Genomic DNA, 12,364 nt, shown 5'->3' with positions numbered 1-12,364 from the left:
GGGAGGACGCCCTTTCGGACCTGGCGAACCGGCCGTCGGCTGCATGATCGTGGTGGTGGGCGACGTCTAGCTTGAGAGAGATACGTCGATGCGGACGACCGGCACCACGAGGCGTGCGTGGAGGTGGCCTGGACGGTATGGCGGGACCGGTGGGGGCAGGGTCTGGCGCCCGAGGCCGGGATGGCGGCGGTGGAGTTCGCGTTCACCCGCGTCGGTGTTGACTGGGTCATCTCGATCTGCCACCCCGACAACATCCAGAGCCGTCGGGTCATGGAGAAGGTCGGGCTGACCCTGGACAGCGAATGGTCGCTACACGGCAGGCCGAGCGTGATCTACGCCATCAACCGTGCCGAGTGGGAGACGCGTACCGGCGGCTGTGACTCCGCGCGGTCAGCTCCCGGCCAGCTATGATGTTGCTATGACGGAGATGCCGCTTCCCGAGGGCGAACGACTCACCGAGGTCGCCCGCGAAGCTGCCGTGTCAGGACAGGTCGTGTTCCTGACCGACCGGGGCCGCCGGCTTGCCGCGATCGTTCCGGCCGGCCTGGCGGAACTACTCGAACGTGTTGGCGGAACGTCGCCCGGTCGGCGGGTTCTCGCCGCGCGGGCCGCGGGCAGGAGCGGCCGTCACGACGTCTCCGAACGAGTCGAAGAAATCCTGCGCAGTGAGGCGGCGTCGTAGCGCTTGTCGTCGACGCGGGTCCGCTCTACGCCTACGTCGATGCGGACGACCAGCACCACGAGGCGTGCGTGGAGTTGCTCGAGACCCATCCAGGTCCGTTGGTGGTCCCCACCCTCGTGATCACTGAGGTCGTCTACCTTTCTGCCCTGAGCCTGCGGGCAGCGTCGCCTGCCTCGGTCGGTCAGGCCGGTCAGCGGTTGTCGGCGACTACGTGCCCGGCGGCGATCGTGAGGGTGACCAGGTCGGCGGACAGCGTCCGCAGCGCGATGCGGCCGGGTGCTGCGAGCAGGCAGAGGTCGGCTGGCGCGCCCGGGACGATCCGTCGCGAGGGCCCGCCGGGTCGGTCTGCGTCGCCGAGGTACAGGGCGAGCGCGGTGGCGGCGTCAACCGCTTCGTCCGGGCCGATCGGGCTGCCGGCCGCCGTGCGCCGGGCCACCGCGGCCCGCATCGACGACCATGGGTCCAGGTCGCCGAACGGAGCGTCCGTGCCCGCGGCGACGGCGACTCCGGCGCGGCGCAACCCCGCGCAGCGGTACAGCCACGGCAGGTCCTCACCGTCGACCTCGCGCAGGTACTGTTCGCCGCGTTCGGCGATGAAATGCGGCTGGGTGACGACGGTCAACCCGCGCCCGACGAGCTGATCCAGCAGATCGGGTGGGATGACGGCGCCGTGCTCGATGCGGTCACCCGGGTGAGCGGCCCCCGGTTCGTCGTCGGCGGCTTGGAGGACGGCGAGGGTGAGGACGAGGGCGGCGCGGGTCACGCAGTGCACGGCCACCGCCCGTCCGGCGGCCCGCGCACGACGCACGAGCGCAACCAGCTCGTCGAACTCGACCGGCTTACCGTCGTCAATCACGATCTTCACTGGTCCCAGCCGGAGACGCGGGTGGGCTGGCGCCGCGAGCTCGGGGCCGCCGGTCAGGGTCAGCCGTTGCGGGAGGTCACCGCGGGTCACGGCGGCGGTGAGCAGTTCGACCTCGGCCGGTCCGGTGCCGACGGTGGCATCGGTCACGCCGGTGACGCCGAACCCGGCCAGCCCTCGCCCGACGGCTGCCAGATCGGGTGCCGGCGATGGCGGAAGGCGCTCGCGCAGCCAGCCGTCCAACCGGAACAGCCGGCCGTCGGGACGTCCATCCGGGCCGCGTCCTGCTCCGGGCGGTGCGGCGGCAGGCACGGCGCCACGAGCGCCGGCATGATCGTCGATGCCGATCGCGGCGACGGCGGCGGAGTTGAGCATCCACAGTGCCCCGGAGCGGTGCTGCACCCGCACGGGAACGTCGGCAACCATGGCGTCGAGATCGGCTCTGGTCAGCGCGCCGGCAACGCTGTCGTGATAGCCGATGCCGCGGACCCAGCCACCGGGTTGGATCGTTGCTGCGGCTGCGGCTGCGGCTGCGGCTGCGGCTGTGGTTGCGGCCGCGCGCAGGGCCGCGGCCAGTTCCTCGCGGTTGCGCACGGCCGGCGGACCGCAGCGCACCGAGCCGTTGGCCGCAGCCACCGCGAGTAGATGGATGTGATGGTCATGCAGGCCGGGTACGAGCATCCCGCCACCCGCCTGCACGACACGTTCGCCGGGTTCGCGGGACAGCTCCGGGCCGACGGCGGCGATCCGGTCACCGCGGAGCCGCACGGACATCCCGGATCGTCCGTTGATTTCGGCGTTGCGGATCAGCATCGGGTCACCCCGGTCGGGATCCGGCCAGCTCCGCGAGGACGCGCGCGGTGTCCGCGCCCAGCGCCGGCGCCGGGCCGGGCGGCGTTCGGTGGCGGGGCAGTAGCACGGGCGCCCGGGCGCCGGCGGCGTCCACGAACCATCCGCCGGTCCTGTCTCCGTCCAGACCGGGGCCGGAGTCGGAGTCGGAGTCGGAGTCGGGAGACCACCGGGCGCCCGGGTCGCGTCGGGGGAGTCTCGGACGGGTCCCGAGCAGCGAACCCGCCGCCTCCCGCAGGGCGATGTCGACATGATGGCCGCCGCCGCCGCCGCCGCCGCCGCCGACCACGCACGCGAGCGCCGCCACCGCCGCGTACAGGCCGGTCACCGGGTCTGCGACGGCGTCGGCGAGGAACATCGGCGTCCCGTCCGGCCCGACCGCGACCAGGCCGGCGGCGGCCGCGGCGTCGTCACCGAAGGCCACCCGCTGGCACCACGGGCCGGTCCGGCCGTATCCGGTGATGCTCACCCAGGTCAGCGTCGGATGCCGGGCGAGCAGCTCGGCCGGGTTGATACCGAGCTGGGTCAGCGCCCGCGGTCGGGACGCCTCGATCACCACGTCGGCCCGGCCGATCAGCCGGATGAGGGCCGCCCGGCCGTCGGGCGTGTGCAGGTCCAGCGCGACGCTGTCGTGGCCGGCATGCAGCAGGTCGAAGAACATCTTCGGCCCGGACCGCGCCCCGTCCGGACGCCGGACGCTCTCGACCTTCACGACGCGGGCCCCGGCGAGCCCCAGCAGATGCGCGCACAAGGGGCCGGCCCACAGCGACGACAGGTCGACGACGAGGATCGGTTTCGTCGACGGGACGGGTCGGTGGCCGGTCCCGGGCGGTACGCCGCCGATCGGTATGCCGTCGAGGAGGAACGGGGCGAACGGGAAGCGCTGGCCACGGGCGCGGGCCTGCTCGTCGTGGGCCGCGGACTCCGGCTGTGCGACCTCGGCCACGGGCAGGCCGAGCAGCTGCCCCTGTTCGACCACACATCGGGCGGACAGCCTGGCGAACGCGGTCGTGACCGCATCCCATGGCCCCACCGGATGGTGCTGATAGTGATCATCGCCGGCGATCGACAGCCACGCCGGCAGCAGGTCCAGGTCCGAAGCGCGGGCCAGGTTCACCGCAACCCAGCCGTCCCGGGTGGGCAGCAGGCGGGCGGCGCCGCCGGCCGAGCGAGGTCCGCCGCGGGTCAGCCCGCTGATCGCGGCCCGTTCGCCGAGTAGTGCCCCGGCGTCCACATCCACTCGCTGGCCGCGTGTCGCCGCGAGCAGCCGGAACACCGCCATGGCGCCGTCCAGGCGCTCCATGATCGCCACGTCGGGCGCGAGCGGTGCGCCGTCCGCCGGACCCGTCAACGCCATGGCGCCCGATCGTGCCCAGGCCAGTGCCGATGGCGGATCCACCGTCGGGGCCGGGTCGATCACGTCCGCCGGCGGGTCCTCGGCCGCCTGCCGGTGGACGACCGTCGCGCCGAGGCCATGCAGCAGTTCCCGCGCGGCGAACCACATCCCGGCGCCGCCCTGTGTTTCCTGCTGTAGGTCGGTCGGGGCGGCGAGGAAGGTCAGCCCCGCCAGCGGGAGGCCCACCGCGCCACCTCCCATCCGGATGCCCGTCTGGAGGCTATCGGGAGCCTGGTTGTCCCCGCATCCACCACCGGCTCACCGGCTACCGTGTGCCCGTGCCGCTCCCGTCCGGTTCCCAGCCAGCATCTGCCCAGCCAGCATCTGCCCAGCCAGCATCTGCCCAGCCAGCATCTGCCCAGCCAGCATCTGCCCAGCCAGCATCGCTCAGCCCGGTACCACCGGTCGACCTCTTCCCGGTGGACGTGGCGGCAGACCTGGTGGACGCGGTGTTACCGGCCGATCTCCTCGACGTCCTCGGCGGCGTGCCGCTGCTGGCGCTTGAGTTGACCGACACCGATTCCCCCGGCATGACCGCGGCGCTGGAGCGGTTGGTCCGGGCGCGCCCGCCGGTCGTGATCGTCGGGGTGATCGATGGCGGGAAGCTGCCCACCGGCCTCGCCGTGGGCGCGCCGGATGTCCTGCTCACGGCAGGCCCGGGGGAGATCGCGACGGTGGCCGCGCGGGAGGGCACGCCCGGTGCGGGTGCGGTCGAGGTGGACGACGTCGGCGCTGCGTTGGCGATCCTCACCGCGAAAGTCCGGGCAAACCCACGTGCCGCAGTCACTCTTGCCGGTCTGCTGCGGCTGACCACGGGGTTGTCCCCGCTCGACGGGCTGGTCGCCGAATCGCTGGCGTATTCGACGCTGCTGGCTGGGCCGGAGTTCGCCGCCTGGCTCGCCCGGCGCGGCCCGATGCGCCACCGCGACAGCGCCGAGCCGGTGCGGGTGCGTCGGGTCGGCGGTCACCTGCGCCTCACGCTGAATCGGCCCGAGGTCCGCAACGCCTACGACACCGCGACCCGCGACGCGCTCGTCGCCGCGTTGCGGGCGGCGCGGTCCGACAGGGGCGTCACCGAGGTCGTCCTGGACGCGGCCGGGCCGGCGTTCGGCAGCGGCGGCGACCTCAGCCAGTTCGGTACGGCACCTGATCCCGCGACCGCGCACACCGTCCGGGTCGGCGCCAGCGCGGCCGCGGAGATCGTCCGGTTTCCCGGCCGGGTCAGCGCACACGTGCACGGGGCGTGCGTGGGCGCGGGCATGGAGCTGCCCGCCTTTGCCGACCATGTGGTCGCGTCTCGGGACGCGGTGTTCGCGCTGCCCGAACTCGCGATGGGGCTGGTGCCCGGGGCCGGCGGCACGGTCAGCATCACCCGCCGGGTGGGCGCATCCCGGACCGCGTGGCTCGCCCTGACCGGTGCGCCCCTGGACGCGGTGACCGCTGTTCGCTGGGGCCTCGTCGACGAGCTTGTCGAGGCTCGATCCGACGCTTGATCCGAGGCTTGATCTGAATTTTCGGCAGGTGCGCGCGGACGTTTCGGCGCCTACTATGTGGACATCCTATTATCTGTTGTCCAACTACCGGCGGCGGCACGTGCCTGCCGCGGGGCTCGGAGGTCAGACGGATGAGTGCAGCCGACCGGTCCGCCCTGCATGTGCCGACCAATCCGGTGCGGATCGTCACCGCCGCTTCCCTGTTCGACGGGCATGACGCGGCGATCAACATCATGCGCAGGATCCTGCAGTCGCAGGGCGTCGAGGTGATCCACCTCGGCCATGATCGTGGCGTCGACGAACTCGTCACGGCCGCGGTCCAGGAGGACGCGAGCGGGGTGGCGCTGTCGTCCTACCAGGGTGGCCATGTCGAGTACTTCACGTATCTGGTGGAACGGCTGCGCGAGCGCGGCGCCGGCCACGTGCGGGTGTACGGCGGGGGAGGGGGCGTCATCGTCCCCGAGGAGATCGCCCTGCTGCACTCCCGTGGCGTCGCCCGGATCTTCTCGCCTGAAGACGGGCAGCGCCTCGGCCTGCCTGGGATGATCAATATGATTGTCGCTGCCTGTGACACCGATCTGACCGAGCAGCCCCCGCCGCTGTCGGCGGTCCTCGCCGGTGAGCAGGCCGCGCTCGCGCGGGCGATCACGGTGCTTCAGGCCGGCAGGTCGCCCGAACTCGCGGCGCAGCTCCGGGCGGCGGCGCGGCCCGAGGTCCCCGTGCTCGGCATCACCGGGACGGGCGGGTCGGGAAAGTCCTCCCTCACCGACGAGCTGTTGCGCCGCTTCCGTGTCGACCAGCAGGACAAACTGCGCATCGCCGTCATCGCGGTAGACCCGACCCGCCGCCGGGGAGGCGGCGCGCTGCTCGGTGACCGCATCCGGATGAACGCGCTCGGTGATGCCGAGGGTGCGGCCACCATCTTCTTCCGCTCCCTGGCGACCCGGGGTGCCGGCGGCGAACTGCCTGAGCGCATCGGTGACGTGATCGCCGCGTGTCGGGCTGCCGGCTACGATCTGGTCGTCGTCGAGACACCGGGTATCGGGCAGGGCGACGCCGGGATCGTCGACCTCGTCGACGTCTCGCTCTACGTGATGACACCCGAATACGGCGCCGCGTCCCAGCTTGAGAAGATCGACATGCTCGACTTCGCGGACGTCGTGGCGATCAACAAGTTCGAGCGGTCCGGGGCGGATGACGCCCGCCGCGACGTCGCCCGCCAGCTGGTGCGCAACCGGGAGGCGTTCGGTGTGTCCTGGACGGACATGCCCGTCTTCGGGACGAGCGCGGCCAGGTTCAACGACGACGGCGTCACCGCGCTCTACCAGCACCTGACCGGTCTGCTCGCAGCCAAGGGCCTGCCACTGGCGGCCGGAGTACTACCCACGGTGACGGTCAAGGTGTCCTCGGGGCTTGCCACCGTGGTCCCATCGGCCCGCGTCCGGTACCTGGCGGAGGTGGCCGAGACCGTCCGCGCCTACCACCAGCGCGGCGCCGAGCAGGCCGAGGTGGCGCGCCGGCGCCAGCACCTGCTGACCGCTCGGCGTGAACTCGCCGCCGCAGGCCACGATCAGGGTGCGCTCGACGGTCTCGACAGCCTGCTGGACGATGCCGAGAAGGCCCTGGACCCGACCATCGGGGCACAGCTGGAGAGCTGGCCGGCCACGGTGGCGGAGTACTCCGGCGACGAACTCGTCTACACGGTGCGGGGAAAGGACATCCACACGCCGCTGCGTCGGGTCACCCTCTCGGGCACCTCGATACCGCGGGTGGCGCTGCCGCGCATCAGCGACCACGGCGAACTCGTCCGCTTCCTGCAGGCGGAGAACCTGCCCGGCCGCTTTCCGTTCACCGCCGGGGTGTTCCCGTTCAAGCGGGCCGGCGAGGCACCCGCGCGGATGTTCGCCGGTGAGGGCGACCCGTTCCGGACCAACCGGCGGTTCCACTACCTTTCCCGGGGGTCGGCGGCCACCCGGCTGTCCACGGCGTTCGACTCCGTGACGCTCTACGGCCGCGACCCGGCGCCGCGTCCGGACATCTACGGCAAGGTCGGCACCTCCGGGGTGTCAATCGCGACCCTGGACGACATGTCGGAGCTCTACGCGGGCTTCGACCTGTGCTCGCCGACGACGAGCGTCTCCATGACGATCAACGGCCCGGCGCCGACGATCCTCGCGATGTTCCTCAACGTGGCCGTGGACCAGCGCCTCGACGCGTTCCGGGCCGACCAGGGCCGCGAGCCCACCACCGAGGAGGCCGCGGGCATCCGGGCGCACGCACTGGCGACCGTGCGGGGCACCGTGCAGGCCGACATCCTCAAGGAGGACCAGGGCCAGAACACCTGCATCTTCTCGACCGAGTTCGCGCTGCGGTGCATGGCGGACGTGCAGGAATGGTTCATCGCCCACGGCGTCCGCAACTTCTATTCGGTGTCGATTTCCGGATATCACATCGCGGAGGCCGGGGCGAATCCGATCAGTCAGCTCGCCTTCACCCTCGCCAACGGCTTCACCTATGTGGAGGCCTATCTCGCCCGCGGTATGGCCATTGACGACTTCGCGCCGAACCTGTCGTTCTTCTTCTCCAACGGGCTGGACGCGGAATACACGGTCATCGGTCGGGTCGCCCGGCGGATCTGGGCGGTGGCGATGCGCGAGCGTTACGGCGCGTCGGAACGGTCCCAGATGCTCAAGTACCACGTGCAGACATCCGGGCGGTCTCTGCACGCGCAGGAGATGGACTTCAACGACATCCGCACGACCCTGCAGGCCCTGTGCGCCATCTACGACAACTGCAACAGCCTGCACACCAACGCCTATGACGAGGCGGTGACCACCCCGACCGAGCATTCCGTCCGCCGCGCCCTGGCCATTCAGATGATTATCGACAACGAATGGGGTCTGGCGGGCAACGAGAACCCGTTGCAGGGCTCCCATGTCGTCGATGAACTCACCGATCTCGTGGAGGAGGCGGTGCTGGCCGAGTTCGAGCGGATCTCCGAGCGTGGCGGCGTGCTCGGTGCGATGGAAACCGGTTACCAGCGCGGTCGCATCCAGGACGAGTCCATGCTGTATGAGCAGCGCAAACATGACGGCACGCTGCCGATCATCGGGGTGAACACGTTCCTCGACCCGGCGGCCGACGCCAACCCGCGCGGCCCGGTGGAACTCGCGCGTGCCACCGAGGACGAGAAGCGCTCCCAGCTGGCCCGGCTCGCCGACTTCTCGGCCCGGCACGCGCAGGAGGCGCCGGCGGCGCTACGCCGGCTGCGGGAAGCCGCAGCCGCCGGCCAGAACACCTTCGACGTGCTCATGGACGCGGTCCGCTGCTGCTCGCTCGGCCAGATCAGTGACGCGTTCTTCGAGGTTGGCGGCCAGTACCGGCGCAATGTCTGATTCATCTGACAGGAACTGATCATTCGGTCAGGTGGTTCGGCTTCGGGCGATGCTGGGGGACGGGCGGTGCGGGGAGAACGGTGTGCGCGCCGCCTTCGGTCAACTACGCTGGGCCGGAGCCGCGTGTGTCCGAGGTTGTCAGGAGTCATCTGCCCGTGTCCTCCCCGAAGCCGCTGCCGTTCGACCCCATCGAGGAGGCACGGCGGCAGTGGACGGCGCACGGGTGGGCACAGGCCGCCGACGGCATGGCTGCGGTCACCTCCGTGATGCGGGCGCAGCAGATCATCCTCGCCCGGGTGGACGAGGTGCTGCGCCCGTTTGACCTGACCTTCGCCCGCTACGAACTGCTCATGCTGCTGCTGTTCAGCCAAGCCGGATCATTGCCGATGAGTAAGGTCGGCAACCGTCTGCAGGTGCATCCGACGAGCGTGACGAGCGCGGTTGACCGGCTCTCGTCGCAGGGGTTCGTCCGGCGCATCCCACATCCGACGGACCGGCGGGCCACCCTGGCCGAGATCACGCCGGCCGGTCGGGACGTCGCGACCGCGGCGACCGACCGGCTCAACGAGAGCGTCTTCGCCAACCCGGATCTGTCACCTGATCAGATCACCTCGCTCGTCGAGGTCCTGACGGAGTTCCGCGGCCGCGCCGGCGACTTCTGACAGCTGGCGGCTTTCAGGACCATCACGGTTCGAAAAGCTGACGGTCCGCATCCTGGCTCTGCTGATACCCGGTTACGTGGTTCATCCATCACAGGTGTCGGTAGGGCTGGTGTGTCACTCCCGTTGGCGGCACAAACGCAGACTCCATCGATCGGCTCAACCCGTGGATACTCGTCATGCCGGCAATTCCCAGCACTGCGAAGCGAGTGGGTGCGCCGGTGCGGCATAACAGGCCGTCACCGCATCGATGCCCAAGCTGCGGTGGCTGCCGATCCGGCTGAACGCACCCCTGCAGGAGGTTGCCGATGGTCGTCCCAGCACAGGGGGCCGGCCGGCCTTTGATGGTTGCAAGTGGGCCGAGCCAGAGTACACCTCCCCGGCACGCCACCTCGACGCCGCGGTCGGTGGGCAGACAGAGGCTGCTGGCTTATTTCGACGACCTCGTACTGAGGGTGGCCAGGACCGGACGCGGGAGCGGATACCTGCTCAGCGGCGAACGCGGTATCGGCAAGAGCCATCTGGCCAGGATTTTCACCCAACGAGCCGAGCAGAAGGGGATGGTCACCTTCCGTGGGCGCTGTGTACCCGGCGGATCGCCGCTGCGATCCCTGCGGGAGTCTCTGCGGCGGGCGGGCGACCGGCTACCGGACCCCGTCGAATTCGAGCAGCGTACTCCTGCGGAGGTGGTGGCAGAGCAGCTTATTGTGCGGTGGACGAGCAGGCAGGGGGGGCCGGCCGCGCTCGTGGTCGTGGAGGACCTGCACCATGCCGACCCCCGTACCCAGGAGGTGCTGTTCTACATCTCCGACCACCTCGATGAGCTTCCGCTGATACTGGTGGGCACTGCGCAATCACCAGCACGGCTCGGATGGCCGATGGTCGAGGAGGTCTGCGGCAACCTGAACTATCTCGACGGGATCATCCCCCCGCTGGCTCCAGCCGAGGTCGAGGAACTGGTTCGCCATCGCATCCCCACCCCGGACCCACAGGTCATCGACTTCCTGCACCGCTGGAGCGACGGCGTTCCGCTCCACCTGCTTGACCTGCTTGACCTGCTCGACTGCGTCCACGACCTTGCCGCCACCGCCAGCGACCTGTTCACCGCGCCGGTACCCCGTTCGCTCGCCAGCCGGGTCCTGCTGCGGATGGCCGGATTGGACGATCACGATCGCCATGCATTGCAGGTGATGAGCTTGTTGGGCCCCACGTTCGGAGCCGAAGCCGTGCAGAGGACCGCCCGGCTTCCCTCCGACATGACCGAACGCTCCATCAACCGGCTTGTCGAGCTGGATATCGTGCAGGCCTGTCCGCTCGGAGACCGGGATGGTTTCGGGTTTCGGCACGCGCTTGTCGGCGAGGTGATCCGGCACACGATGCCTCCCGACCAGGTGCGCTCGCTGGGCCCCGCGGTGGCCGAGGTTCTCCGCGACCAGGCGCGGCACGCGGTGGAGACCGATCTGTCGCTGGCACGGCGGAAACTCCAACGCGCCGCGGCAATCCTGGCTCCGGGTTCGCCGGAGCACACCGAGGTCCTGACGGAGCAGCTCGACATCGTGTCCCGTATCGGCGACGCCGGGGCCGAACGGGCGCTGCTGCCTTTCCTACGCCCCAGCGTGCAGGCGCACGGTACCAGCGCCGGTCCGGGACCTTGCGGGCTCGACGGGTTGGTGGACAGCGTGGACCAGGTGCGGGTCCTGCTCCGGGCGGCAGCCACCGCGCTGACGCTGGCCGATGACCTGACGGCGCGACGGTTGGCCCTGCGCGCGCTGCGTGCCGCTCTGGATCTCGCGCTGCCCGCTCTGGTCTGCGAGGCACTTGACGTGCTGGGCTGCGTCTCTGAACGTCACGACATCGCCGCGGCGAGACGGGCGTTCACCAGGATGGCCAGGATTGCGGTCCTACACCGGATGACCTACTGGGACATCCATGCCAGGGCGGGAACTGCCGTCGTGCGGATGCTCACCACCGCCGACACCCGCGAGCTGCGAACCGTGCGGGATCTGGTGGACCGGACGGGCCTGCGGGCGCTGACGACAAGGCTGGAGATCCGGCTCGCGCAGGCCCTCGTGCTCTCCGGGAACGGCGACGAGGCGAAGGTATGGGCTGACTCGGCCGGACTCGAAGCAAGACGGCTGTCCCTGCCCCACTTAGGCGGCCAGGCGCAGGGACTGCTGCGCCTGGTGAGAATGGTTGAATCAGAGCGCGCTGGCGCGGACCGCGGCATTGACGGCGACCACACGCTCGTGGATGCGATGGAGGCGCTGGTAGCGAACGACATGGTGTCCCTGGCCCGGGTGCTCGACACGCAGGCCGAGGCGGGCGTGTTCCCCGAGGCCCGCGTTCCCTTCTGCTGGTCGGGGCTGCGGCGGCTCGCCCATGCTCTCGAGGGGACCGCTGCGCCTGCCGACCCTCTGCTGTCTACGGCCGACCGTGGCCTCGGCGCGTTCGGTCTGGCCGTCGTAACGGGGCGCACGGGGGACCGCGCGCAAGCCGAGCGGTGGGCCTCGGAGGCAGTGCGGCTGCTGCGACGTTTTGACTGGTGCAGGCATCAGGGCCAGCTCGCAGTGGCGGAGGCGGCCGCCGACGCCGGTTGGGGGGCTCCGACAGAGTGGCTGCAGGAGGCGATCGCCTACTTCGGCTCCTGTGGACACCTTCGGCTGGTCCAGCAGGCGCGTCAGTCGTTGCGCCGCCTCGGTGCCCCGGTTCCGCGAAGGGGCAGAGGCACGACCACCGTGCCCTACGCCCTGGCAAGCGTCGGCGTGACCACCCGGGAGATGGATGTGCTGGAGCTGGTCGCGCGCGGATTGTCCAATCAGTCGGTTGCGGACCGGTTGGTGTTATCCACGCGCACCGTCGAGTCCCATCTGCGGAATCTGCTGACCAAGACCGGTTGCCAGAGTCGTGCCGATCTGGCCCGCTTCCGTAACGCCGGCATGAACCTGCCCGCGACGGAGATATCAGGCTAGTCCTTTTGTCCCTTCCGGTGACGCCTCGCAGGCGTGAAAATGGGGGACGGGTTGCCCGC

7 protein-coding genes and 1 pseudogene are annotated in these 12,364 nt (G+C 70.5%); 6 read left to right on the top strand and 2 right to left on the bottom strand.

Going from position 1 to position 12,364, the window contains the following annotated elements:
- Positions 1 to 105: 105 nt before the first annotated feature.
- Positions 106 to 411, top strand: a pseudogene (locus U9983_RS11765) (GNAT family N-acetyltransferase); the annotation flags it as partial.
- Positions 412 to 418: 7 nt separating this feature from the next.
- Positions 419 to 682, top strand: coding sequence for a hypothetical protein (locus U9983_RS11760; RefSeq protein ID WP_322749826.1), 264 nt, complete (start codon positions 419 to 421; stop codon positions 680 to 682).
- 190 nt (positions 683 to 872) lie between these two features.
- Here U9983_RS11760 and U9983_RS11755 read toward each other — a convergent pair whose 3' ends face one another.
- Complete coding sequence (locus U9983_RS11755; protein WP_322754045.1) at positions 873 to 2,357, bottom strand: amidohydrolase family protein; 1,485 nt, start codon at positions 2,355 to 2,357, stop codon at positions 873 to 875.
- A 4-nt stretch (positions 2,358 to 2,361) separates the two neighbouring features.
- The gene (locus U9983_RS11750; protein WP_322754044.1) at positions 2,362 to 3,975 is read right to left on the bottom strand and encodes a CoA transferase; all 1,614 of its coding nucleotides are present in this window, start codon (positions 3,973 to 3,975) and stop codon (positions 2,362 to 2,364) included.
- A gap of 233 nt (positions 3,976 to 4,208) precedes the next feature.
- Between U9983_RS11750 and U9983_RS11745 the strand changes: the two genes are divergently transcribed.
- The 4 genes from U9983_RS11745 (at position 4,209) to U9983_RS11730 (ending at position 12,305) form a co-directional block, all read left to right on the top strand.
- Positions 4,209 to 5,282 carry an enoyl-CoA hydratase/isomerase family protein gene (locus U9983_RS11745; RefSeq protein ID WP_322754043.1) on the top strand — a complete coding sequence of 358 codons (1,074 nt, stop codon included), beginning with the start codon at positions 4,209 to 4,211 and terminating at the stop codon, positions 5,280 to 5,282.
- 131 nt (positions 5,283 to 5,413) lie between these two features.
- Positions 5,414 to 8,677 (top strand): fused isobutyryl-CoA mutase/GTPase IcmF, encoded by a 3,264-nt coding sequence (icmF, locus tag U9983_RS11740; RefSeq protein ID WP_322754042.1) that lies wholly within the window; start codon positions 5,414 to 5,416, stop codon positions 8,675 to 8,677.
- A 155-nt stretch (positions 8,678 to 8,832) separates the two neighbouring features.
- Positions 8,833 to 9,339 carry a MarR family transcriptional regulator gene (locus U9983_RS11735; protein WP_322754041.1) on the top strand — a complete coding sequence of 169 codons (507 nt, stop codon included), beginning with the start codon at positions 8,833 to 8,835 and terminating at the stop codon, positions 9,337 to 9,339.
- 404 nt (positions 9,340 to 9,743) lie between these two features.
- Positions 9,744 to 12,305: a LuxR C-terminal-related transcriptional regulator gene (locus U9983_RS11730; protein WP_322754040.1), complete on the top strand. Its 2,562-nt coding sequence runs from the start codon at positions 9,744 to 9,746 to the stop codon at positions 12,303 to 12,305.
- Positions 12,306 to 12,364 lie beyond the last annotated feature (59 nt).

Origin of the sequence: Protofrankia sp. Cas3 (assembly GCF_963555955.1) — a bacterium.
GTDB lineage: Bacteria > Actinomycetota > Actinomycetes > Frankiales > Frankiaceae > Protofrankia.
Note: the sequence above shows the minus strand (reverse complement) of the source record. Positions and strands in the feature narration are given on the sequence as shown.

What these genes read in the sequence shown, in the direction of transcription:
- icmF (WP_322754042.1), top strand. Translation starts at nt 5,414, where the DNA reads ATGAGTGCAGCCGACCGGTCCGCCCTGCATGTGCCGACCAATCCGGTG.
- U9983_RS11760 (WP_322749826.1), top strand. Translation starts at nt 419, where the DNA reads ATGACGGAGATGCCGCTTCCCGAGGGCGAACGACTCACCGAGGTCGCC.
- U9983_RS11755 (WP_322754045.1), bottom strand. Translation starts at nt 2,357, where the DNA reads ATGCTGATCCGCAACGCCGAAATCAACGGACGATCCGGGATGTCCGTG.